The following is a 23,377-nucleotide window of genomic DNA, read 5'->3' as shown; positions in this document are numbered from 1 at the left end:
GTGAATTCCAGAGAATTTGCTGATTTTTTATGTGTTGAGTTCCGCTCCGGGGCTGCGTTCCGTGGGCGCGTCTATTTTCAACTCATTGTAATCGAGTTGCGAACGTCAGAAAGACGCTCCAAAATCAGTCGCACCAACCGAGGCAAAGAGCGCCTCACTTGGCACGCCTGATTTTCTCGGACTTTCTAGCGTGACGTTCTCCAGATCTAGAAGGGGTCTCACGTTTCGACTTTTGATCCCACTGGAGTCAACTCCTCCACTCAACTTTTTAACTAGTTTAGCTTTATTACTATATTTTGTCCCTACTTCTTTTTTATTGGCATTCTGGACATTTTCCGTAAACTTCCAACTTATGATTCTCGATTTGATACCCAGGTATTTCGCTTTTAATCGAATCCATCGGACAGATAGCAATTTGTTTGGTATCTCCACAATCCATACAGATAAAGTGGTGATGGTGATGATCGACATCACAATGCATTCGAAAATGTTTCTCTCCTGAGAGTTCCGTCTCCTCCAAAATCCCAAGCTCTACAAATGTATGCAAGTTTCGATAAATTGTATCAAAGCTCATAGAAGGATATTCAGCACGAAGGTCAGTTGCTAGACTTTTAGCAGTGACGTATTTGTCTGTCTCTGTCAAAAGCTCTACTAAGCGTTCCCGCTTGTCTGTGCGCTTGAAGCCATTCTCTTTTAAAATATCCCACGCCTTTGTTTCATTCATGCAGTCTTCCCCTTTCTATTCCCGACAATTCCAATGACGACTAATAAGATGAAAATAGATGTTAAGACAATTGTAGCACCTGGAGCCAAATCAAGATAAAATGCTGTGATCAGTCCTGTAATAACTGCCAGCTGTCCAAATAGAAGAGACCAGAGAATTGCTGCTTTAAAGCTTTTGGCAATACGCATAGCAGCTGCTACAGGCAATGTCATAAGAGATGAGACTAGCAATATTCCAACGATTCGCATGGAGGCTGCAATAACAAGTGCTGTCACAATCATGAATAAGAAATGAATCCATTTGGCAGGTAATCCGACAGCCGATGCATACTCATCATCAAATGACAGAACAAATAATTCTTTGAAAAATGCAACTAAAAACACGACCACAATCACTGTAACTATAACTACAATCATCATATCTTGATAGCTTACAGCAGAAATCGATCCAAATAAGTACGAAAATAAATCTGTTCTGAATCCATCTGCTAGAGAGATAAACAAGGCAGCTAAGCCTAAGCCGGCCGACATAATTATTGGAATCGCTAATTCTTCATAATGTTTGTAAAGAGAACGCAATTTTTCAATCAAAGTCGATCCTGCAACAGCAGAAGCCATCCCTAGATAGAGAGGATTTAATAAGGCTAGCGCGGGTACCGACTGACTAAGAAATAGACTGCCAGCGATTCCCGCAAGAGTCACGTGGCTTAACGCATCTGCAATCAAGGATAACCGTCTTACGACTATGAACACTCCAAGTAGCGGGGCCATAATACCGATTAAAATCCCCGAGATAAAAGCTTGTCTTAAAAAATCATAGGTCATGATCGCATCAAGCATGGGAACTACCTCCGTGTGTGACACGACGCACTGGGTGACCGTACCATTCTTCTAACTGTTCGTTTGACAATGCTTCCATGTCTTTTTGATAGCCGTGGAAGTGAATGGTGCGGTTTAAGCAAGCCACATGAGAAATGCTATTTGATACTGCATCTACATCATGGGTAATCAAAATGATGGTAATGCCGTGATGCTTATTTAAATGCGTCAACATACGATAAAAGGATTGCATGTTTTGTTGATCGATACCCACTGTCGGCTCATCAAGTAATAGGATCTTAGGTTTACTAATCAAAGCACGGGCGATAAACACACGTTGCTGCTGTCCACCTGACAAAGCACTGATCGGTCTATCGATATACGCTTGCATTCCAACAGAGATTAGCGCTTCTTTTATTTGATCCGCTACATTTTTAGGATATCTTGTGAAAAGTCCAGATTTTTTTGCTAGCCCACTCCGCACTACTTCAAATACTGTAGCTGGAAAACCACTGTTAAAACTCGTTGATTTTTGAGAGACATAACCAATACATGCGCGATCTTTAAATTCCTGCACAGGTTTGCCAAAAAGAGCCACTTCACCTTTCATAGGTCGTAAAAGCCCTAAAATAATTTTCATTAGCGTAGATTTCCCTGACCCATTGGGACCAATAACAGCTAGGAAATCTCCTTCATTGATGGTTAACGATACATTTTGAAGGGCTTCAGTTTTATCATAGTAAAAACTGACATTTTTCATTTCAATATATGGAGTCATAGTGAACACTTCTCCCTAAGTAATAATCATTCCGATTTACACTTGATTCAGTATACGGCAACTGAAATTGAATGTAAATAAATAAATCTGTACCGTTACTCAAAAAAAAGACCGCCAATAGGCGATCTTAAAGTAATGTATTTAAAGCGTCGGGATTAAATTTGCCAGATTTCAGCATTTCAATCTCAATTGCGTAAGGCGCTTTCTTAGATTTTGCATCCACTCCAACAAAAGGTGTTTCTAAAATTTTGGGTAAAGCCGCTAGTTGTGGGTGGTGCACAATATAAGACAACGCTTCAAATCCGATTTCACCATGACCAATATTGGCATGACGATCTTTACCGGCACCTAGAATATTTTTTGAATCATTCACATGAACAACCTTTAAGCGGTCCAGTCCAACAATTCGGTCAAATTCATTCAGTACACCGTCAAAATCTTCACGTATTGCATAGCCGGCATCATGAACGTGACAGGTATCCATACAAATCGAAAGGCGTTCATTATGCGTAACACCATCGATAATCATGGCAAGCTCTTCAAAGCTTCTACCAATCTCAGAACCTTTACCTGCCATTGTTTCTAGAGCAATTTGAACATCGCTCTGATTTTCAAGGACCAGGTTAAGACCTTCGATAATACGAGCAATTCCCACTTCGGCGCCAGCACCCACATGGGCACCGGGATGAAGGACAATTTGATTAGAACCAAGTGCTGCTGTTCGCTCAATCTCACTTTGAAGAAAATCGACACCCAGTGCAAACGTTTCGGGCTTTGTCGTATTTCCTAAGTTTATAATATACGGTGCGTGCACAACAACATGCGACATCCCATGAGCAGCCATATGGGCCTGACCGGCCTCAATATTTAATTCCTCAATAGGCTTGCGACGCGTGTTTTGAGGTGCACCTGTATAAATCATAAACGTTGTGGCGCCGTATGAGGCAGCTTCCTCACTAGCGCCTTGTAACATTTTTTTACCATTCATGGAAACATGAGAGCCAATTAACATTTCGGATCCCCCTTAGCGCTTACGACTACGTATTTTACGTTCTCTTCTTTTCACTTTGTCCATTTCCCACTTCATGTTACGTTTGTAACCCGGTTTAACTTTTTTAGGTTTACGGACCAATGATTTTGCTTTCGCATCAATTTCATTTTCTTGTTTTGGACGGTTTTTACGGGCGTGACGATCTTTCAATTCACTCCACTCGCCATCTTTGATGTCGACATGGTTGAAAGTAATGCCCATTTTTTCAATACGGTTTAATGCATCTTCATCTTCCGGTTGATACAAGATGATGGCTTGTCCCTCTAGACCGGCACGAGCTGTACGACCGACACGGTGAACAAAGAACTCTAAATCGTCTGGAATCTCTAAGTTGATGATATGGGATACACCTGGAATGTCGATACCACGAGCAGCTAAATCAGTTGCCACGATGTATTGATATTCTAAATCGTGAATGTTTTGCATCACTTTTTTACGATCCCGAGGTGTTAAGTTCCCATGAATCAAGCCGACTTTGTAGCCGTTCTCGTTTAAGTGGTGAGCTACTTTATCTGCATATTTTTTTGTGTTTACAAACAAAATGGCTAGATATGGATTGATCACTTCTAACACTTCAACTAAACGATTTTTCTTAGACTTCCCTCGAACAGGAACAGCTAAGAATTCGATACCTTCAGCCACAGGCTTTTTATCCCCAATTTTCACATGTTCTGGAGATGCCATATATTTTTTTAAGAACGGCTGCAATTTTTCAGGAATTGTTGCTGAGAAAACATACATCTTTAAATCCTCTGGCATTTTCCCTGCAAATTGATCAATGTCTGTGATAAAGCCTAAATCAAATGCTAAATCTGCTTCATCAATGACAAGTATATTGGCTGTATGCACATGCAAAGCGCCTTCAACCATAAGGTCTTTAATTCGACCAGGCGTACCCACTACAATGTGAGGTTGCGTTGAAAGTTTTGAAATGGCACGAGCCTTGTCTGTTCCACCAATAAATAATTTAGATTGAATTGGTGAGTTGGCAATTAATTGTTGAAGAGTTTTGTGAATTTGTGTTGCTAATTCACGTGTTGGTGATGTAATGATGGCTTGTACTTCTTGGCGATCCGCTTGAATCTGTTGAACAATCGGTAATAAAAAGCTGTGCGTTTTGCCAGTCCCTGTATGGGATTGCCCAATGGCACTTCTGCCTTTCATCACTAACGGGATCATTTTTTGTTGAATTGGTGTTGGTTTGTCAAATTTCAGTTCGTTGATGGCATCCATCAAAAATGGCTGAAAATTATAGTCGCTAAATTTGGACATAGCTGTCCCTCCTATCCGGTAACTACCTTCATCTATTGTAACATGTCTTTAACGTCTTTCCCTATCATTCATATACTGAGTATGAAAGGAGTGACCGAGTGAAATACAAAGAATTTTATCCATTTGAAATAACTCCATCCACTAAAAAAACAGATAACCTGCTTGAATGGTTACAAGTGGCAAATGAGCTTGCCCCTCTCATCAAGCAGGTTAGTCCGTTGCTTCAACAGTTCACAATGCTAGCTAGCCTGCTCCAGGGACTCTCCTCCCCGGTAACACAGGAACGAAAAAATACACACTCTCGTGATTCTACAGTATTTATGCCAAAATAGCTATACTTTGCTACCATCGCGTTCCTTCGTTATAATAAAAGTAGTATGTGTTTTGAAAGGAGTTTCTCCATGAAAATAAAAAAAATCTCACCACGGGGCTATTGTTATGGTGTTGTCGATGCAATGGTTATTGCGCGAAATGCGGCACTTGATACAAGCCTGCCGCGCCCGATATATATTTTAGGTATGATCGTACACAATAAGCACGTAACAGATGCTTTTGAAGAGGATGGCATAATTACCTTAGATGGTCCAAACCGTTTAGAAATACTTGAACAGGTAGATTCAGGTACCGTTATCTTCACGGCTCACGGTGTTTCACCACAGGTTCGCGAGTTGGCCAGACAAAAAGGGCTAGTTTCAATCGATGCTACTTGTCCCGATGTTACCGTTACACATGATCTAATTGCCGAAAAAACTGTTGAAGGTTATGACATTTTATACATCGGTAAAAAAGGACATCCAGAACCAGAAGGCGCTATTGGAGTTGCTCCTGATCATGTCCATCTCATCGAAAGACTAGAAGATGTAGACAATTTATCACTTTCGAATGAAAAACTTCTTGTTACCAATCAAACAACGATGTCTCAATGGGACGTTGTCAAATTGATGGATGCGTTAAAAGCAAAATTCCCAACGATTGAAGTTCACAAAGAAATTTGTTTAGCTACACAAGTGCGTCAAGAAGCTGTTGCAGAACAAGCGGGCGAAACAGAGTTACTGATCGTTGTGGGTGACCCAATGAGTAATAACTCCAACCGCTTAACGCAAGTTTCGGAAGAAATTGCTGATACACCTTCGTATCGAATTGGAGATATTTCAGAGTTGAATCTTGAATGGTTAGAGGGTATCGACGTTGTCTCTGTAACAGCTGGTGCATCTACACCTACCCCAATTGTGAAAGAAGTCATTCAGTTTTTAGAGAAATATGATCCAGCTGATCCGACCACTCATGATACTTCGAAAAAAGTTACAAACGATAAGATTTTACCAAAAATTAAAATTCCAAAACCAGTTGTACGTATTGAGCCGTACGCAAACTAAATACAAAAAAAATCAGTAGATTCTCTGGATTTCAACTCTAGAGAAACTACTGATTTCTTTTTGTTCAGCCAATTATTAAATAACCTTAAACGGTTCTGTTGATAATTGTGATGCGATAAATACCGGAGCTTTTTTCTCCTGTTCCATGAGTTTACTCAGGTAATTTACGGTTCCTTGTTTCATAATGGATTCCACGTGATGACCTGGGTCAACTATGGACAGACCGATTGTTTCTGCATCTTGCGCTGTATGAAAATACATATCACCGGTCACTAATACATCTGCGCCTGCGCGCTTAGCGTCGTAAATATATTTATTGCCATCCCCACCTATCACAGCCACTCGAGAGATTTCTTGATCCATCTCTCCAGTAACACGAACAAATGGTACATTAAGTTTCGATTTCACTTGTTCTGCAAATTCACCAAGTGTTAAGTTTTTCACAGATCCAATTCTTCCTAACCCATGTTCATTCGCTTCAATGGCAAGTGTATACAAATCATAAGCTACTTCTTCATAGGGATGTGCTTTGATCATAGCGCGTTCGACTTTTGATTTTATGGATTTTGGAAAGACCACTTCAATCTTTTCTTCATCTACGATTTCAGGCTTCCCCACCTGACCTAAATAAGGATTGGCACCTTCTGTAGGCGTGAAACGTCCCTGTCCTTTTAATGAATAGGAGACATGTTCATAATCGCCAATTTGTCCCGCACCTGCTTGTGCAAGTGCCGTTCTCATTTGGTCTACATGCGTTTCAGGTGTAAATACTGCCAATTTCATCATAGGTTCTGAATAGGTTTCTGTTAAAATTTTAATATCATCTAGTTCAAGTGCTTCAGCTAGCATATCATTGACCCCGCCCTGAGCAATGTCCAGATTGGTATGGGCTGCATAGACAGCGATGTCATTTTTGATACACATCTCGATTAATGAGCCTAGTGGAGTAGACGTATCTACTGAAGCTAACTTGCGATAAATGGGTGGATGATGAGCAATGATCAGTTCGCACCCTTGCTCTATTGCCTCTTCCACCACTTTTTTTGTAACGTCTAATGTAATGAGAACGCGACTTACCGACTTATTTAAAGTTCCGATATGCAAACCAATAGGGTCGCCATCCATTGCAAGAGTTGGCTTTGCCCACTGTTCAAACAATTCAATCACACGATGTCCGTTCATTTACAGAACCTCTTTCACATACTGAATTTTTTGTTCAAGCTCCTGCCCCTTTTGTTGCACGTCTGGTCGTTCTGTTGTTGGTAAATTTGCAACAATACGCTGCCATTCAACAACTTCACGATTCCACTTCTTTTGGAACACGAGTGATTTATCCTGCATCAACAAAGGACCTAGTAATTTTTGTTGGTCTGTTAACTCCATCAAGCCTTTTTCCAATACTAAAATTTCATAAATCTTTTCATTCTCTTCTAAAATCTCTTCGGCGATAATTTTCCAATTGTTTTGTAAAGCCCATTCTCGAATGGCCCGAGCATGAACATTTGGCTGCAAAATCAACCTTTCAGCCAAGTCAGCCTTCACTTTGCCACGTTCTAAGATCTTGGCGATGAGTGGACCACCCATTCCAGCTATCGTTATTTCACTAATGGCATCTTCTGCGCGCACAACATCGAGGCCGTCACCCATTCGAACTTCGATTGTATCGGTTAATCCCTCTGATTTTACTTGCCGTTCCGCTGATTGGAATGGTCCTTTAACTACCTCTCCAGCTATAGCAAATTCTATAATTGCTTGATGAGCCAGGTAGCATGGCAAGTAAGCATGATCACTACCAATGTCTGCTAGCCGTGCGCCAGGTCTGACGTACGAACCGACTTGTTTTAGTCGTTCAGATAATTGTTCACTATTCATATTAACACCTCGCCTTAAGTATACAGATTTCTCTATAGGGATGAAAGAATTCTACTAGGAACTAAAAAAGCCCCACTCGTTAGAGTGAGACCCTTTTAAACTATTCTAAAGATTTAACCCATGCAGCCATCGCTTCGATGTTCTCTGCTTCTACTAAACCACCTGGCATAGCACCTTTACCATTAGCTAAGATGTCAGCAATTTCTTCTTCAGAAAGAGCTGTACCCACTAATGGAGGGAATGCGCCTTGGCCTTCGTAGCTGCTTCCGTGACAGCTGATACATTTTTGCTGAACTACAGCTTCAGGGTCAAATTCGCCGGCTGATGCCTCTTCGCCACCTTCAGCGCCTTCTTCACCATGTTCACCTGACTCAGCTATTTCTGCTTGGTTTCCAACACCTTGAACAGAAAGGAAGAAAATAAGTCCGATCCCGAAAAGCATAATTAAAATGTACGGAACGATTGGATTCTTTGTCATCAATAACCCTCCCTCTTGGTCACACTATCACTAATAACATTAGTCAACATCATTATTGTACTCCATTGACGAAAAAACGAAAAGAGAAATGAGGTAAGTTTTGTTGCATTGTGACAAATTCGACAAATCTTTTAACAGCCAATATGACGAGCAATGACCATTCGTTGAACTTCTGAAGTACCTTCACCAATTTCAAGTAATTTGGCATCGCGCATGAAGCGTTCCACTTCATACTCTTTCATATAGCCATATCCACCATGAATCTGAATAGCCTCATTTGCTACTTCCATGGCAATCTCAGATGCATACAATTTGCACATCGCTGCTTCTTTACCAAATGCGCGACCTTGGTCTTTTAACCAAGAAGCTTTGTAGACCATTGTACGAGCTAATTCTATTTTCATAGCCATGTCGGCTAATTTGAATTGAGTAATCTGGAATTCAGACAACGTTTTCCCGAACTGTTTACGTTCTTTCGAATAACGTAGTGCTTTATCAAATGCTGCTTGTGCAATCCCCACAGCCATCGCGCCAATACCTATACGTCCACCATCTAGCGTCGTCAAAAATTGGCGGAAGCCATTTCCTTGCACACCCAGAAGGTTTTCTTTTGGTACACGGACGTTTTCAAAAACTAGTTCTGTGGTATTGGAAGCATTCAACCCCATTTTCTCGTAGTTATCGATGATTGTGAAGCCTTCAGCGTTAGTCGGTACAATTATCGCAGAAATCTCTTTACGCCCGTCAGTGGTCCCTGTAATGGCTGTGATGGCCAAGTGCTTGGCATGGCTAGCATTTGTGATATACACTTTGCTGCCGTTGATTACCCACTCGTCACCTTCTAACTTGGCTGTCGTCTGAGTACCACCTGCATCTGAACCAGCATTTGGCTCAGTCAATCCAAAGGCACCAAAGGAAGATCCTTCACAGATCGGTGTTAAATAGTTTTTCTTTTGTTGTTCCGTGCCAAATAAATGCAGAGGTGCACCGCCTAATGAAATATGCGCAGAATATGTAATACCTGTCGACGCACACGCGCGACTCAATTCCTCTGTAACGATTGCAAAACTTACTGTATCAGCTCCAGCACCACCGTATTCTTCATCAAAAGGTAAGCCCATCATCCCCATGTTGCTTAGCTCTTTAAAAATTTCAGTAGGAAACTCTTTTGTCTTGTCCCGTTCAATGGCACCTGGTGCTACTTTTTCATTAGCAAAATCGCGCATCATATTTTTTAACATTTTGTGTTCTTGCGTTAAATCAAAATTCATGTTGACATCCCCTTTACACCCTTTAGTAAACGCTTACATGTTTGATTATACAGAACTTTTTGGTGAATTGGCATAAAAATGAATGTGAAATAAAACACATACCTTTAGATGTGGAAGGCGTTCGCCCAGAAATGCTTCGGGAATCAAGCGTGCGCATAGAGGCGCTCTTGCCTCTGTGTGTGCGATTGATTTTCGAATGTATTTCTAACGCCTGGAACTCGATTGTACTTAGATGTGGAAGGCGTTCGCTCAGAAATGCTTCGGGAATCAAGCGTGCGCATAGAGGCGCTCTTGCCTCTGTGTGTGCGATTGATTTTCGAATGTATTTCTAACGCCTGGAACTCGATTGCGTTAGATGTGGAAGGCGTTCGCTCAGAAATGCTTCGGGAATCAAGCGTGCGCATAGAGGCGCTCTTGCCTCTGTGTGTGCGATTGATTTTCGAATGTACCTTTGTTTGGTACCTGTCACTATTTTGACACTAAAAAACCCCTCAACCGAAGTTAAGGGGCCTTACATTAATCTAAGAAATCTTTTAAGCGCTTGCTGCGAGAAGGATGACGAAGTTTTCGAAGAGCTTTCGCCTCGATTTGACGAATACGCTCACGCGTTACACCAAATACTTTACCTACCTCTTCAAGCGTACGAGTACGACCATCATCTAGACCGAAACGCAAACGTAAAACATTTTCTTCACGGTCTGTTAATGTGTCTAAAACATCTTCTAGCTGCTCTTTTAACAATTCATAAGCAGCGTGATCAGATGGTGATTGGGCATCTGCATCTTCAATAAAGTCACCGAGGTGTGAATCGTCTTCTTCACCAATTGGTGTTTCTAAAGAAACTGGTTCTTGAGCGATTTTTAAAATCTCACGTACTTTTTCAGCTAATAAGTCCATTTCTTCTCCGATTTCTTCTGGAGATGGTTCACGACCAAGATCTTGTAATAGCTGACGTTGCACACGAATCAGTTTGTTGATGGTTTCAACCATGTGAACCGGGATACGAATTGTACGAGCCTGGTCAGCAATCGCACGAGTAATAGCCTGACGAATCCACCAAGTAGCATACGTACTAAACTTAAACCCTTTGCGGTGATCAAACTTTTCAACGGCTTTGATAAGTCCCATGTTTCCTTCTTGGATCAAATCAAGGAATAACATCCCACGTCCAACATAGCGTTTTGCAATACTTACAACTAGACGTAAGTTAGCTTCTGCTAGACGCTTGCGAGCCTCTTCATCTCCTAGCTCAATACGAATCGCAAGCTCAATTTCTTGCTTGGCATTTAAAAGCTCAACGCGACCAATTTCTTTTAAATACATACGAACAGGGTCATTGATTTTAACACCAGGAGGAACGCTTAAATCATTAAGATCAAAGGTTTCCGTTGTTTTTTTCGTCATTAGCTGATCGAGTTCTTCTTCATCGCCATCTTTTCGGCCAAGTTCAATACCCTTACCTTCAAGTTGATCGATAAATTCTTCAATCTGGTCCGACTCTAATTCAAACGTTGCTAACTTTTCAGCAATGTCTCGATAAGTCAATTCCCCATTTTTCTTTCCTAACTCGATAAGTTGTTTCTTTGCTTCATCTAATGACAATTCCAAATCCTCTTTGATCTGATCTGATTTTTCTGCCATAAGAATTCCTCCTTTACGTGCCTAAATGGAACTAGACTGTGTGAATGGTACGTTTGAGTTCAATCGCTTGTTTAGCAAGCTCTAACGCTTTTGTGTAATCTGCAAGCTTTTCAGCTATTTTTGATTCGTGCATTAACTGTTCAATACGTTTCTCTACCCGATATTTGCGTAGTTGACGCATACTATCTTCTATTTCTTTTTTGCTACTTTCTGGGTCTTTATCCATCATTGTGGCAAACATATAGATTTTCTTTAAATCTGCATTTTCTGTCACTTCAAGTAATCTCTGAAAATCACCCTGCGGATATCTTTCATAGAATGCCATCAATTGAATAAAGGATTCGATGATTTCATCATGCACAAACAATTCCATGTCTTCTGCAATACCGAGTGAATGAAGTGCAGTGGGATCATCCAGCAGATGCGCAAGTAATAAATACTCAGCTCTACTAGTAGCATCAAGCTTTTGTGTTTTTTTCTCAGGTGCCACAACTCGTTGCTCTCGTCGAGGTGCTTGTTCTGAACGCGCTCTCTGCGCCAGCAGTTTGCGCAATTGATGTTCAATCACACCTTGATCAATACCCACTTCATCTGCTAATTGTTTCGTATAATACGATTGTTCAATTGGAGAGTCAGATTTTGCGAGCACTTCAACTACTTGATCTGTGTAGTGAAGAACATCGGAATCATTTTGCAAATTGATTCCTTTGCGGTAATACATCATGGCGAATGCCATTTCTGACAGTCCTTTTTCAGTAGCAAATTTTTGAAGTGCTTCTGTACCATGCTGTGCAACAAAATCATCTGGATCTGTTTGATTTGGCAAAACAAGTGCCGTTCGTTGGAGTTGCTTACCGTCAGTTGCGGTGAACGCTTTTTTGGTAGCCTCCATGCCCGCTTTATCGCCATCAAAACAAAAGACGAAATTTGTCGTCAAACGTTTCAATCGCGTGATATGGTTTTGTGTCAATGCAGTTCCCATGGTGCCCACTACATGATCAACACCCGACCTCGCAAAAGCAATTACATCCAAAAATCCTTCAGACAACAACACTTGCTTCTTCTGTCGAATGGCCATTCGTGCATTGTGTAAATTGTAGAGAACATCATTTTTTTGAAACAGTTCGCTCTCTGGACTGTTTAGATATTTGGCTTCATCAGCTGAATTATCTAAAATTCGACCAGAAAAAGCAATCGTTTGACCTTTATCATCTGCCACAGGGAACATAATGCGGCCTCTGAATCGGTCAAAGTAACGCTCTGCTTGTTCTTGACGGACGACAAGTCCACACTTCTCCATTTCAGCTAGATCGTAGTCACGTTGCTGTAAAAGTGTTGCGAGATTTTCCCAGCCCGGCAAGCTCCACCCTATCTGAAATTTTTTGATAGTGTCTTCATCAATACCACGATTTTTTAAGTAAGCGAGTGCTTGCTCTCCTTCAACCGTGTTGAGAAGAAGATGATGATAATAAGACGCTGCAAATGTGTGTGCACTTTTCCATTTGTCTTGCAATGGATTTTTTGCGACTTCTTTTGCAGCATTTCCTTCTTCTAGATGAAGCTCCATCCCACTGCGATCTGCCAGTCGATTAATCGTTTGTTGAAAGCTCAACCCTTCGATATCCATCAAAAACGTAATGACATTTCCACCTGCTCCACAACCGAAGCAATGAAATATTTGTTTCTCTTGAGCAACAGAAAAGGAAGGAGTTTGTTCACCATGAAACGGGCATAAACCAAAGTGGTTTCTTCCTCGTTTGGTTAGCTGAACATATTCACCAATGACATCCACAATATCAACAGAAGACCTTACTTGTTCAATCACTTCATCTTCCACATGTTTAGCCATTATGTCACCTTCTCTTTGCCTACTCTATAGTTATTCCACAAACTGAAACGATAATCCTGCATAAATCGACATTACTTCTTGGAAAAACATAAATTTAGTAATCACAAACCATTATTATAAACTAAATCACAAAGATTCGCTATGCAAGAATCGTATTTTATACCTATTTTTAGCGTAACAAAATCCGGACGATGATCGCCCGGATTTATCTCTCTGCTACTGTATATAATTTTTTATTGATTCTTGTCGTTTAGAAATAATGATATTGGCTGTTTCTTCTACAGCCCGATTTGTTACGTCAATGACATCGCAATCAATGCGATTAACTACTTGATGAAAATGGACCAACTCTTCTTGTATTCTCTCTATTTTAGCGTAGTTTGCTTCATCACTCAAGCCGATTGCCTTGAGACGCTCACGTCTGATTGAATTTAACTTTTCTGGGTTAATCACTAGGCCAAAGCATTTGGCTGGATCAATAGAAAACAACTCTTCTGGAGGTTCAACTTCTGGTACGAGAGGCACATTGGCTACCTTCCAGCGTTTGTTAGCTAAATATTGTGAAAGAGGAGTTTTTGATGTGCGTGATACCCCGACTAAAACAATATCAGCTTGCAAAAGACCTCGTGGGTCACGTCCATCATCGTATTTAACCGCAAATTCAACCGCCTCTATTTTTGCGAAATAATCTTCGTCTAATTTTCGGACAAGCCCAGGTTCTTGCATAGCACTTGAGCCAATTACTTTTTCAAACTTTTCAATCACTGGCCCCATTAAGTCAATGGATTCAACGCCTGCTTTTTTTGACAACTCAGCCACTTGTTTTTTCATATCATCGCGGACAAGAGTGTAGATGATGATTGCTTGGTGAGAACTAGCTAAATCAACAATCTCTTGAATATGCTCTAGTGAATCAATATGAGTAAATCGCTTAATGCGCGCTTTATGATACACTTCTTCAAATTGACTCAAAGCTGCTTTTGCGACTAATTCACCTGTTTCACCAATTGAATCGGAAATGATAAAAATCTGCACGTTACCACTCTCCTTAAATGTCATGTTCTTCTGCTAATGCTAAAAAGGCACGAGTGATCGTTGTCTTTGTAACCCTACCTACAACTTCAAGTCCCTTTGCCTGTTCTTTGACAACAGGTAAGGAGTCAATTTGACGGTCCATTAGCAGCTGCGCTGCACTGAGAAGCGAGTCCTCTCTGTGACACACCGTAATATTAGGCATGCGAGTCATCATCATGTGCACCGGCATTTTATTTAAATCTTGATTCCCTATCGATATGCGCAAAAGATCTTTACGAGAAACGACACCTGTCAAAATGCCAGTTTTGTTCACTACGAACATGGAACCAACATCCTCTAAGAACAGTTGACAGATAGCATCGTAGACAGATATGTGTTCTAAGATGACAACAGGTACCGATTGAAAATCTTTTACCTTCCACTTTGTCATCGTATCGGAAATTGCTTGACCTGTCTTTTTTCCAGAATAAAAATAACCGACACGTGGTCGTGCATCTAAATATCCCGCCATCGTCAAGATAGCGAGGTCTGGCCGCAACGTTGAACGGGTCAGACTTAATCGGTCTGCAATCTGTTCTCCAGTAATCGGTCCATTCTCCTTAACGATATCGAGTATTTCTACTTGTCGTTTATTGAGTTCGATTATTTCCACCGCCTCAAAGTTCATCAAAATTTCAGTCTAATTATAGCGCACATAACGAGTGATTGCGAAGTAAACTTGCTCATGCTATACTGATTTTATTCAAATAGAGACGTTGAATGGACGATAAGTAGTACCAAAAAAAGCGAGCAGGAAATGGTGAGAGCCTGCAACGGTATGAAACGGCAACCAGGAGTCTTATCCGGACAAAGAGGACTGTTCATGAACAGTCAATCGAGGTGGAACCGCGGGTTTAACGACTCGTCCTCGGGCTTAGCTGCCCGTGGGCGGGTCTTTTCTTTGTTCGTAGAAAAAAGGAGGAATTTCACATGAATATGGAGACAATCGTAAGCATTGCCAAGCAACGTGGGTTTGTATTTCCCGGCTCTGAAATCTACGGTGGTTTAGCAAACACATGGGATTATGGTCCACTTGGTATCGAGTTAAAAAACAATATTAAAAAAGCTTGGTGGAAAAAGTTCATCCAAGAATCACCAACAAATGTGGGAATCGATGCAGCTATTCTTATGAACCCAAAAACGTGGGTAGCTTCTGGACATATCGGAAACTTCAATGACCCTATGATTGACTGTAAGGCATGTAAGTCTCGCCATCGTGCAGATAAAATCATTGAAGATGCCCTAGATGCAAAAGGTATTGAGATGATTGTAGATGGTCTGTCATTTGAAGACATGAAAAAATTAATCGACGAGCACAACATCGTCTGTCCGACATGTGGCAAGTTTGATTACACGGACATTCGTCAGTTTAACTTGATGTTCAAAACATTCCAAGGTGTTACAGAAAGCTCAACGAATGAAATCTTCTTACGTCCAGAAACCGCACAAGGTATTTTCGTTAACTTCAAAAATGTGCAACGTTCAATGCGTAAAAAAGTACCTTTTGGAATTGGACAAATCGGGAAAAGTTTCCGTAACGAAATCACACCAGGTAACTTCACATTCCGTACACGTGAATTCGAACAAATGGAACTTGAATTTTTCTGTAAGCCAGGTGAAGATTTAGAGTGGTACGCCTACTGGAGAGATTTCTGTAAAGATTGGTTATTGAACCTAGGAATGAAGGAAGAGACGATCCGCTTACGTGAGCATGATCAAGATGAGCTTTCCCATTATTCCAATGCGACTGTCGACATAGAATACAAATTCCCATTCGGTTGGGGCGAGCTTTGGGGCATCGCTGACCGTACAGACTTTGATTTGAAACAACATATGGAACATTCAAATGAAGACTTTACGTACATCGACCCATTAACAAATGAACGCTACGTGCCCTATGTAATCGAACCTTCTCTAGGTGCTGACCGTGTGACTCTTGCTTTCTTAATCAACGCGTATGAAGAGGAACAACTAGAAGGCGATGAAACACGCAATGTTATGCGTTTCCATCCGGCCCTAGCGCCATTCAAAGCAGCAATCTTACCACTTTCTAAAAAATTAAGTGAGCCAGCCGGTGAATTATTTGCTGAGTTGAGCAAGCATTTCATGGTAGATTATGATGAATCACAATCTATTGGCAAGCGCTACCGTCGTCAAGACGAAATCGGAACACCTTTCTGTATCACATACGATTTTGATTCTGCTGAAGATGGGCAAGTGACTGTTCGTCACCGTGATTCCATGGAGCAAACACGTATGCCACTTGCTGAAGTAAAAGCATATATCGAAAAACATTTAGAGTTTTAAGTAACAGAACTCCATACAAAAAGGATGATCCTAGATTTCAGGATCATCCTTTTTTGTCGTTTCAGGAGAAAACAATAATGGGTTTCTTTCGATTTGTGTAAGAAACTTTCGTGACTTCAGTTGGATCCCTACTTGCTCTTCATAGATAGTCGTCACTACTTTACGCATAAATTGTTTCGTTTCCTTTTTTAGTTGAATCGACTTGACTTCTTCCAGAGGTGTAAACATGAAAGTTCGAATCAAACGAACTTGAACTGGCGACAAGCGAATAATATACGGATCAATCGAGAAGCACCGATGACAAAGAAAGCCAATCTGTTGAAAAGAAAATGCGAATTCGCCTTCCTTTGAGCCACAATTTGAACAACCGTCAAGATGTGGGCGAATGCCGGCTACCAGTAGCATCTTCCATTCTACAAATAGTAAGACAGCTTCTGGGTCTTGGTCTTCTTCAATGGCCTGCAGCGCTTGATGCAGGAGTTGATATATACCACTTGAAGGAGTGTCTTGTTCAGTCAATTTATCCACTAATTCTGTTATGACACTTGCATAAGCTGTTTTTAAAAAGTCTTCTCGAATGTGGCGCATCGATTGAACGATTTCCGCTTGTTGCAATGTGCCCATCCCTCTACCTTGTTGAATAAGGAAATGCCCGTGCGTAAATTGCTGGGTGACAGCAGAGAACCGACTTGCAGGTTTTTTAGCACCTCTAGCCATAGCGGTTCTCTTCCCTAGCTCTTCTGTCAATATCGTAACAATCTTGTTGTTTTCCCCGTAAGGTATAGCGCGTAATACATAGCCCTCTACTTTAGCTAACATCGTGATTAATACTCATCATCCCGGAAGCCGTAGTCACGTAACTGAGTGGATTTATTGCGCCAGTCTTTCTGAACTTTTACCCATAGCTCTAAAAAGACCTTAGACCCTAAAAGCATCTCAATATCTTGTCGAGCCTTCGTGCCGATATCCTTAAGCAATGCTCCCCGCTTCCCGATTACGATACCTTTTTGAGAGTCTCGCTCCACAACAATAGTTGCCGAGACATTTATCAGTTCTTTGCCTTCTTCTTTACGAATTTGTTCAATCACAACTGCAATAGAATGAGGAATTTCTTCCCGCGTTACATGCAGAACCTTTTCTCGAATTAATTCTGAGATAATGAAACGTTCAGGGTGATCTGTCACTTGGTCTGCTGGGTAATATTGCGGACCTTGAGGCAGGTAAGATTCAATTGTCGTCAATAAACGTTCAATGTTGTTGCCTTGTAAAGCAGAGATAGGTACAATTTCTGCAAAATCATACTGGTCTTTATACGAATCGATGATTCCAAAAAGTTCATCAGGATGCACTTCGTCAATTTTATTAATTACTAAAAATACAGGAGTTTGATTTCCTTCAAGGAATTCGATGATCATTTTGTCTCCAGCGCCAATTGGCTCAGATGCATTAACCATGAATAAAATGACGTCGACTTCTTTCATCGTGTTCTTGGCTACTTTCATCATGAAGTCACCCAATTTGTGCTTTGGTTTGTGCATACCTGGTGTATCGATGAAAATCATTTGACTTGAGTCTTGTGTCAAAACACCTTGAACTTTATTACGTGTTGTTTGTGGTTTGTCACTCATAATCGCAATTTTTTGACCGATAACTCGATTCAAGAAAGTGGATTTCCCTACGTTTGGTCGACCAATGATTGAAATAAAACCTGATTTAAATTTGTTAGTGGGTTGTTCCATAAGAATAATTTCCTCCGTTCGTTTTGCTTTCACAAAACTAGTTCAATAATTTTAGGAATGTATAGTATACACCCAATGACTGCTGAGCCGCACGCATAAATAAAACACGCACCTGCTGCGATGTCTTTCACTTGTCCCGCTTTTTCGTTCCAATTCGGTTCTACAAGATCCACGAATCGCTCTATTGCTGTATTGATCATTTCAAGAGTAAGCATCCCGCTAATCGTTAGCAGCAGGACTATCCATTCAATTGCAGTAAACTTTAGTAAAAAGGCTGCTAAGATTGTACAAATAGCGGCAAGTAGATGAAACTTCATGTGCCGTTCATTTTTCGTTGCCGTCATCACGCCAACTAATGCATTTTTAAAAGACTGCACCTCACGCATTTTCACTAGAACCTAAAGAGCGAGGTAACCCAAACTCCGTCAGATACTGTTCTTGTTTTGCGAACATCACTTTTTCTTCATCTGAAGTCATGTGATCATAGCCTAAAATGTGCAATAACCCGTGTGCAGCCAAAAAGGCAAGTTCACGCTCAATCGAGTGCCCGTAATCTGCTGCCTGTTCCACTGCACGATCAACTGAAATAATGATATCTCCGAGTAATAAGGGCTGCTCTCCAATCACTGCAACTTCCCCTTCTCCTTGTTCTTGCATAGCGAACGAAATAACATCGGTTACCGTATCTTTATTGCGGTACGTCTTGTTTATTTCTTGAATCTCATCATTCGTCACAAATGAAACAGAGAGTTCTGCTAGTTCTGCGACATCTTCTTTTTTGGCGACAAATTGCAGGACATCTTCTACTAGTTGGAGGGATTCTTCATTGGCACTACCTGCTTCATTTAAGAAATCGATGATCATTTTTTGTCCTCCTCAGGATATTGAATACGTTCATGGTAAAAACCTTTTAAGGTTGTACAAATACTCTCTTTTACGATTTGAAGATCTTTCATAGAAATATCACACTCGTCAAACTGTCCATCATTCAATCGGTCTTTGATAATGGCAGATACTAACTCTTTGATTTTAGTGCTGTCTGGCTGTTTCATCGATCGCACAGCGGCTTCTACACTATCCGCAACAGAAATGATAGCAGCTTCTTTTGATTGAGGTTTTGGGCCATTGTAGCGGAAATCTGCTTCTTCACAGTTGCCTTCTTCTTTTTTTGCTTTGTGGTAAAAATACTTGATACACGTAGTTCCATGATGTTGAAGTGCAATATCCACGATAGCTCGTGGAATACGGTTTTGAAGTAAGATCGCAGCTCCATCTGTTGTGTGATCACGTATGATGGATGCACTTGTCTCAGGTGGTAAGTGATCATGTGGGTTATACCCATTTGTTTGATTTTCAATGAAAAATCCAGGACGCCTTGTCTTTCCTATATCGTGATAATAACAAGCAACGCGAGCAAAAAGCCCGTTCGCGCCGATTGATTCACAAGCAGCTTCCGACAGATTGGCAACCATTACACTGTGGTGATAAGTTCCTGGCGTCTCCATCAGCAATTTCTTTAGCAAAGGGTGCCCTGGATTGGCAAGTTCAAACAATTTCATGGTGGACAAAATTCCAAATGCAGACTCAAAGAATGGTAAGGTCCCGAATGTGAAAGCTCCGGAAATTAGTCCTGATAGTAAGGCCAGACCAATTGAAAGTAAAGCGTAGTTCATGGTTAAGGAGCTTGTAGATAGCAACAGGTATGCTACCATGAACAGAACATTGACCAAAGCGACAATTCCACTAGTTTTCATGATAGGAGCTCTACCAGAGAAGAATTTAAAGGCAAATATCCCAGACAACCCTCCCACTAATGAATAGAGAGCCACATCGGTTTGCAGGAATGAGGTAAAATCCTCACGGAAGATATAACCTGTTAAAAATGCATTGGCAATCAAGGTGATATAGGCCATTCGTTCAGTAGTCAATAAGTAGACGGTCATCGCAACAAATGCTGTAGGATACAAGAAAGCCAATGAAATCGTAAAGTTGTCATCTATTAAAGATGTTAATAGCATCAATAAGGATGAAACAACTAAAACGAGTAAGGAAACTGTCAGCCAGGTCATTCTAGTTTTACGGCTGCCCTCTGTTAAATGAATAGCACTATAAAGCATGCTCACAGTCAATAGAATTAATACCGCAAGCCCAACATAGGCCTTGTATTGGATGGAATCCTCTAGCATGCCTGTAAGTTCAAGCTGCCGATAAATCTCTCTATCCACATATTGCCCTTCTTGAACTAGTAGTTGCCCTTGTAAGATACGAGTGGGTTCGATTGCCGCAATAGCCTGACCAATACGTTGATCTGTTAACTCTTGATCAAGAAGCTCTGTCTCAATAATAGCCACAGCAATTATCTTTTCTACAATTTGTTCAAAATTTGTTGGGAACGGCAATCGCTCGTTTACTCTATCAGTGGTTTGATCACGGACATTGCTTAGTTGGGAACTGCGAATAGGTTCATTTAAAACGTCGGCTATTTCAGCAGTAACCACTTCATCTGCCGTACGAATAGTGGAGGCAGGTTGATTTAAAAGTATAGTGAGTTCATCATCCGTCAATTGCGCTGTGAGTTCAGGTGATAAAGTTTCCAACTCTTGACGAATACGTTGAGTAGGTTCGATCTGCCCTTCTTCAGAAAGCGCTTCGTCTTTCACTACAACAATCGTCTCAAATACAGAAGAAACCCAGGCAGCTTGATTATCACTAGCCTCTTCTTGGAATACATAGACGGGATCTACCGCTTCACTCGCTGCAATGCGGTCCTGCTCCGTTTTCAATGGATCTTCTACCGTTTTAGTTGAACGAATGGTTTCAGGTGAGAGCTGGAAGCGTTCAATGGTATATGTATTTTCATTTGTCACAAAGGTAAGCATGAAAAAGAGCAGAATTCCTCCTAAAAGAGAGATTCCTGCATAGATGCCTTTTTTATCATGCATAGTTTTTAAAAAGTTTACCAATCGAGTCACAAACATCCCTCCATCTTCCACTAGTATACCATGTAAAAAGCAGTAGTCGAAACCGACTACTGCCCTTCTTCATATGCTTGTATAATTTTAGCAACTAGTGGATGACGAACGACGTCCCCTTGTTCTAAATAATGAAATTGGATTCCTTTTACTGATTTCAGCATTGTTTCTGCAATCATTAATCCCGATTTCGTATTTTTCGGTAAATCAATTTGCGTCTTATCGCCTGTGATGACCATCTTAGAACCGAATCCAAGACGTGTTAAAAACATTTTCATCTGTGCAGGTGTCGTGTTTTGCGCTTCATCTAAAATAACAAATGCATCATCTAGTGTACGTCCACGCATATAGGCAAGTGGCGCAATTTCAATAACACCTCGTTCAAGTAACCGTTCCGTTTGCTCAGCTCCAATGACGTCATGTAATGCATCATATAAAGGACGCAGATAAGGATCTACTTTTTCTTTAAGATCACCCGGAAGAAAACCAAGGCTCTCGCCAGCCTCAACAGCAGGACGAGTCAGGATGATACGTTTTACTAAACCATTCTTTAACGCTTGAGAAGCCATGACAACCGCTAAATACGTTTTCCCCGTACCCGCTGGCCCAATCCCAAATGTAAGGTCAAAGTTCTTGATACCTTTTACGTAAGCTCGTTGACCAATTGACTTGGCACGAATTACTTTGCCTTTTACTGTACGCGCAATTTCTTCTTCATAAAGGCGAACAAAATAATCGATTGTACCTGCTTTCTCCATCTCTAGAGCAGCAACTACATCACGCTCGTTAATTAGTATTCCTTTACGAATCAATTCAAGTAACACGTTAATGACACCTTGCGCTTTTTTCACGTCTTCTTCTTGCCCAGTAATGAGGAAAGTATCTCCTCTTGAGATGAGTTGGACTGAAAAGTTGTCTTCAATAAGCGCAAAGTTTTTGTCCCCATTTCCATGAAGCTGAACGGCTTCATTTGGGTCGTTCACTTTGATTTCGAGTTTTTCCTCAGTCATTCAATGTCTCCTTAAGGTACTCAGGTTTCGTAATGATGCCTTGAATTTTGACTAGTACCTTCCCTCTTACTTTACCATTTTCATTTTGCACCTGTAAAACTTTTACTCCTTGAATAGTCGTCTCCCCCTTACTTTCAGTTACAAATTGCCGAATGAGTTCTGAAAGGTGGCTAGACTCAAAATCAAATTTTTTCTCTTTGGTTAGGAGTTCAAATTCAATCTCTCGCCAATACGTCCCTACTATAATCCCTTTCGCTTTTTCCCCTTTGCTTCCAATGGCCAAAATATCTCCTTTAGATACAATAGATTTTCGCTCCACTAAGCTCTCGCCAGCTAACAGTTGCACACGTTCAATTTGCCCGTCATAAGCTGCTACAAATTTTGTGGCTTCAGGCCAATCTTGAGGATCTATTGGATCAGGAGCTGGCACGATGGAAATTGTTAATTCGGCAGATTCTTTATCGATCATCACCCATGCCATGGAGGCGTGTTTTTTCATAAGTTCGTTTCGGATTCTTTCAATTGGTGGCAATTCTTTTTTAAGTAAGGGAAAAGTTAGCTTTTCTTTTAATAAATAGTCTTCAACTGCCTGTTGATGTGCCTCGTCTCCCGTAATCGAAACAGAAAAATAAAAATAATGACTAGCAAGTGGCAGTGCTAAAAAAATAAGCAGCGCCACTATTAGAAGAGGATTTCGAAAAAGGTGAAAGCTTGTATGAGTAAGGGAAAGGCGCACCCCAGCTTGAAAACGAATCGATTTAATCGTTGAAATGTCCGTTTGATTCATTTCAAAATACAAATACCCATCAAGTCTCTGGAGATTATAGAGAGGCACTTTTTGTAGTTCATAGAGCAAAGTTAAAAATTTTTGAAGTTGTTGTTCAGTTCCTTCTATTCGAGCTTTAATCCTGTAATTTTTGAACCGCAAATTTTGTCAGTCCTTTAAAAGTAAGTTCAAGTAAGTCTTCACTATAATGCCGTATGATTATACTGGAGGCTTCTAAATCAATATGAAACTGGTTGGTAACTAGCATACTTGTATGGGGAGTAACACTCTGAAGCCGAACCGGTGATTTAATAACAAGATACGTGCTCAAATTTGTTTCTATATAAGATAAATCAAACAAAAAAACACCTCTCTCTCA

The 23,377-nt window shown here is 40.8% G+C and carries 23 protein-coding genes; 3 read left to right on the top strand and 20 right to left on the bottom strand.

Annotated elements, in window-relative coordinates:
* Positions 1 to 313: 313 nt before the first annotated feature.
* From MKY84_RS08100 to MKY84_RS08080, 5 genes are all read right to left on the bottom strand, one after another.
* Positions 314 to 724, bottom strand: a complete 411-nt coding sequence (locus tag MKY84_RS08100) for a Fur family transcriptional regulator (RefSeq protein ID WP_342525414.1) — start codon at positions 722 to 724, stop codon at positions 314 to 316.
* A complete protein-coding gene (locus tag MKY84_RS08095) occupies positions 721 to 1,563 on the bottom strand; it encodes a metal ABC transporter permease (protein WP_342525413.1) in 843 nt (280 codons plus the stop codon). Before MKY84_RS08095 ends, MKY84_RS08100 begins: the two co-directional genes overlap by 4 nt.
* A complete protein-coding gene (locus tag MKY84_RS08090) occupies positions 1,556 to 2,320 on the bottom strand; it encodes a metal ABC transporter ATP-binding protein (RefSeq protein ID WP_342525412.1) in 765 nt (254 codons plus the stop codon). The genes MKY84_RS08095 and MKY84_RS08090 overlap by 8 nt, the downstream gene beginning before the upstream one ends.
* Positions 2,321 to 2,447: 127 nt before the next feature.
* Complete coding sequence (locus tag MKY84_RS08085; RefSeq protein ID WP_342525411.1) at positions 2,448 to 3,332, bottom strand: deoxyribonuclease IV; 885 nt, start codon at positions 3,330 to 3,332, stop codon at positions 2,448 to 2,450.
* Between the two features lie 12 nt (positions 3,333 to 3,344).
* A complete protein-coding gene (locus MKY84_RS08080; protein ID WP_342525410.1) occupies positions 3,345 to 4,643 on the bottom strand; it encodes a DEAD/DEAH box helicase in 1,299 nt (432 codons plus the stop codon).
* A 98-nt stretch (positions 4,644 to 4,741) separates the two neighbouring features.
* Here MKY84_RS08080 and MKY84_RS08075 point away from each other — a divergent pair, with 98 nt between their 5' ends.
* Positions 4,742 to 4,975 carry a hypothetical protein gene (locus MKY84_RS08075; RefSeq protein WP_342525409.1) on the top strand — a complete coding sequence of 78 codons (234 nt, stop codon included), beginning with the start codon at positions 4,742 to 4,744 and terminating at the stop codon, positions 4,973 to 4,975.
* Positions 4,976 to 5,044: 69 nt separating this feature from the next.
* Entirely contained in the window at positions 5,045 to 6,019 is a 975-nt protein-coding gene (locus MKY84_RS08070) for a 4-hydroxy-3-methylbut-2-enyl diphosphate reductase (protein ID WP_342525408.1), read from the top strand.
* Between the two features lie 75 nt (positions 6,020 to 6,094).
* Here MKY84_RS08070 and MKY84_RS08065 read toward each other — a convergent pair whose 3' ends face one another.
* From MKY84_RS08065 to MKY84_RS08030, 8 genes are all read right to left on the bottom strand, one after another.
* Complete coding sequence (locus tag MKY84_RS08065) at positions 6,095 to 7,201, bottom strand: Nif3-like dinuclear metal center hexameric protein (RefSeq protein WP_342525406.1); 1,107 nt, start codon at positions 7,199 to 7,201, stop codon at positions 6,095 to 6,097.
* A complete protein-coding gene (locus tag MKY84_RS08060; RefSeq protein ID WP_342525405.1) occupies positions 7,202 to 7,891 on the bottom strand; it encodes a tRNA (adenine(22)-N(1))-methyltransferase TrmK in 690 nt (229 codons plus the stop codon).
* A 100-nt stretch (positions 7,892 to 7,991) separates the two neighbouring features.
* The gene (cccA, locus tag MKY84_RS08055) at positions 7,992 to 8,369 is read right to left on the bottom strand and encodes a cytochrome c550 (protein ID WP_342525404.1); all 378 of its coding nucleotides are present in this window, start codon (positions 8,367 to 8,369) and stop codon (positions 7,992 to 7,994) included.
* 131 nt (positions 8,370 to 8,500) lie between these two features.
* A complete protein-coding gene (locus MKY84_RS08050; RefSeq protein WP_342525403.1) occupies positions 8,501 to 9,640 on the bottom strand; it encodes an acyl-CoA dehydrogenase family protein in 1,140 nt (379 codons plus the stop codon).
* A 516-nt stretch (positions 9,641 to 10,156) separates the two neighbouring features.
* Entirely contained in the window at positions 10,157 to 11,281 is a 1,125-nt protein-coding gene (rpoD, locus tag MKY84_RS08045) for an RNA polymerase sigma factor RpoD (RefSeq protein WP_342525402.1), read from the bottom strand.
* Positions 11,282 to 11,312: 31 nt separating this feature from the next.
* Entirely contained in the window at positions 11,313 to 13,130 is a 1,818-nt protein-coding gene (gene dnaG, locus MKY84_RS08040; protein ID WP_342525401.1) for a DNA primase, read from the bottom strand.
* A gap of 216 nt (positions 13,131 to 13,346) precedes the next feature.
* Entirely contained in the window at positions 13,347 to 14,189 is an 843-nt protein-coding gene (locus MKY84_RS08035; protein ID WP_342525400.1) for a pyruvate, water dikinase regulatory protein, read from the bottom strand.
* Positions 14,179 to 14,832 carry a helix-turn-helix transcriptional regulator gene (locus MKY84_RS08030; protein WP_342525399.1) on the bottom strand — a complete coding sequence of 218 codons (654 nt, stop codon included), beginning with the start codon at positions 14,830 to 14,832 and terminating at the stop codon, positions 14,179 to 14,181. Before MKY84_RS08030 ends, MKY84_RS08035 begins: the two co-directional genes overlap by 11 nt.
* Before the next feature lie 302 nt (positions 14,833 to 15,134).
* Between MKY84_RS08030 and MKY84_RS08025 the strand changes: the two genes are divergently transcribed.
* A complete protein-coding gene (locus MKY84_RS08025) occupies positions 15,135 to 16,511 on the top strand; it encodes a glycine--tRNA ligase (RefSeq protein WP_342525398.1) in 1,377 nt (458 codons plus the stop codon).
* 30 nt (positions 16,512 to 16,541) lie between these two features.
* Here the strand turns inward: MKY84_RS08025 and recO are convergent, their stop codons facing one another.
* Genes recO through MKY84_RS07990 form a run of 7 tightly spaced genes read right to left on the bottom strand, consistent with a single transcriptional unit; the run spans position 16,542 to position 23,160 of the window.
* Positions 16,542 to 17,330, bottom strand: a complete 789-nt coding sequence (gene recO / locus MKY84_RS08020) for a DNA repair protein RecO (RefSeq protein ID WP_342525397.1) — start codon at positions 17,328 to 17,330, stop codon at positions 16,542 to 16,544.
* A gap of 5 nt (positions 17,331 to 17,335) precedes the next feature.
* Positions 17,336 to 18,250 carry a GTPase Era gene (gene era / locus MKY84_RS08015; RefSeq protein ID WP_342525396.1) on the bottom strand — a complete coding sequence of 305 codons (915 nt, stop codon included), beginning with the start codon at positions 18,248 to 18,250 and terminating at the stop codon, positions 17,336 to 17,338.
* Between the two features lie 29 nt (positions 18,251 to 18,279).
* Positions 18,280 to 18,636: a diacylglycerol kinase family protein gene (locus MKY84_RS08010; protein WP_342528867.1), complete on the bottom strand. Its 357-nt coding sequence runs from the start codon at positions 18,634 to 18,636 to the stop codon at positions 18,280 to 18,282.
* Positions 18,629 to 19,114 (bottom strand): rRNA maturation RNase YbeY, encoded by a 486-nt coding sequence (ybeY, locus tag MKY84_RS08005; protein WP_342525395.1) that lies wholly within the window; start codon positions 19,112 to 19,114, stop codon positions 18,629 to 18,631. The genes MKY84_RS08010 and ybeY overlap by 8 nt, the downstream gene beginning before the upstream one ends.
* Positions 19,111 to 21,222, bottom strand: a complete 2,112-nt coding sequence (locus MKY84_RS08000) for an HDIG domain-containing metalloprotein (protein ID WP_342525394.1) — start codon at positions 21,220 to 21,222, stop codon at positions 19,111 to 19,113. The genes ybeY and MKY84_RS08000 overlap by 4 nt, the downstream gene beginning before the upstream one ends.
* 56 nt (positions 21,223 to 21,278) lie before the next feature.
* A complete protein-coding gene (locus tag MKY84_RS07995) occupies positions 21,279 to 22,232 on the bottom strand; it encodes a PhoH family protein (RefSeq protein WP_342525393.1) in 954 nt (317 codons plus the stop codon).
* A complete protein-coding gene (locus MKY84_RS07990; protein ID WP_342525392.1) occupies positions 22,225 to 23,160 on the bottom strand; it encodes a sporulation protein YqfD in 936 nt (311 codons plus the stop codon). The genes MKY84_RS07995 and MKY84_RS07990 overlap by 8 nt, the downstream gene beginning before the upstream one ends.
* Between the last annotated feature and the right edge of the window lie 217 nt (positions 23,161 to 23,377).

The organism is Chryseomicrobium sp. FSL W7-1435, assembly GCF_038595005.1.
Lineage (GTDB): Bacteria > Bacillota > Bacilli > Bacillales_A > Planococcaceae > Chryseomicrobium.
This window is presented reverse-complemented; position numbering and strand designations above follow the sequence as displayed.

What these genes read in the sequence shown, in the direction of transcription:
- MKY84_RS08080 (WP_342525410.1), bottom strand. Translation starts at nt 4,643, where the DNA reads ATGTCCAAATTTAGCGACTATAATTTTCAGCCATTTTTGATGGATGCC.
- MKY84_RS08050 (WP_342525403.1), bottom strand. Translation starts at nt 9,640, where the DNA reads ATGAATTTTGATTTAACGCAAGAACACAAAATGTTAAAAAATATGATG.
- MKY84_RS08065 (WP_342525406.1), bottom strand. Translation starts at nt 7,201, where the DNA reads ATGAACGGACATCGTGTGATTGAATTGTTTGAACAGTGGGCAAAGCCA.
- MKY84_RS08100 (WP_342525414.1), bottom strand. Translation starts at nt 724, where the DNA reads ATGAATGAAACAAAGGCGTGGGATATTTTAAAAGAGAATGGCTTCAAG.
- MKY84_RS08095 (WP_342525413.1), bottom strand. Translation starts at nt 1,563, where the DNA reads ATGCTTGATGCGATCATGACCTATGATTTTTTAAGACAAGCTTTTATC.
- MKY84_RS08060 (WP_342525405.1), bottom strand. Translation starts at nt 7,891, where the DNA reads ATGAATAGTGAACAATTATCTGAACGACTAAAACAAGTCGGTTCGTAC.
- dnaG (WP_342525401.1), bottom strand. Translation starts at nt 13,130, where the DNA reads ATGGCTAAACATGTGGAAGATGAAGTGATTGAACAAGTAAGGTCTTCT.
- MKY84_RS08070 (WP_342525408.1), top strand. Translation starts at nt 5,045, where the DNA reads ATGAAAATAAAAAAAATCTCACCACGGGGCTATTGTTATGGTGTTGTC.
- MKY84_RS08085 (WP_342525411.1), bottom strand. Translation starts at nt 3,332, where the DNA reads ATGTTAATTGGCTCTCATGTTTCCATGAATGGTAAAAAAATGTTACAA.
- MKY84_RS07995 (WP_342525393.1), bottom strand. Translation starts at nt 22,232, where the DNA reads ATGACTGAGGAAAAACTCGAAATCAAAGTGAACGACCCAAATGAAGCC.
- MKY84_RS08035 (WP_342525400.1), bottom strand. Translation starts at nt 14,189, where the DNA reads ATGACATTTAAGGAGAGTGGTAACGTGCAGATTTTTATCATTTCCGAT.
- MKY84_RS08025 (WP_342525398.1), top strand. Translation starts at nt 15,135, where the DNA reads ATGAATATGGAGACAATCGTAAGCATTGCCAAGCAACGTGGGTTTGTA.
- rpoD (WP_342525402.1), bottom strand. Translation starts at nt 11,281, where the DNA reads ATGGCAGAAAAATCAGATCAGATCAAAGAGGATTTGGAATTGTCATTA.
- cccA (WP_342525404.1), bottom strand. Translation starts at nt 8,369, where the DNA reads ATGACAAAGAATCCAATCGTTCCGTACATTTTAATTATGCTTTTCGGG.
- ybeY (WP_342525395.1), bottom strand. Translation starts at nt 19,114, where the DNA reads ATGATCATCGATTTCTTAAATGAAGCAGGTAGTGCCAATGAAGAATCC.
- MKY84_RS08090 (WP_342525412.1), bottom strand. Translation starts at nt 2,320, where the DNA reads ATGACTCCATATATTGAAATGAAAAATGTCAGTTTTTACTATGATAAA.
- MKY84_RS08010 (WP_342528867.1), bottom strand. Translation starts at nt 18,636, where the DNA reads ATGCGTGAGGTGCAGTCTTTTAAAAATGCATTAGTTGGCGTGATGACG.
- recO (WP_342525397.1), bottom strand. Translation starts at nt 17,330, where the DNA reads ATGTTAGCTAAAGTAGAGGGCTATGTATTACGCGCTATACCTTACGGG.
- era (WP_342525396.1), bottom strand. Translation starts at nt 18,250, where the DNA reads ATGGAACAACCCACTAACAAATTTAAATCAGGTTTTATTTCAATCATT.
- MKY84_RS08030 (WP_342525399.1), bottom strand. Translation starts at nt 14,832, where the DNA reads ATGAACTTTGAGGCGGTGGAAATAATCGAACTCAATAAACGACAAGTA.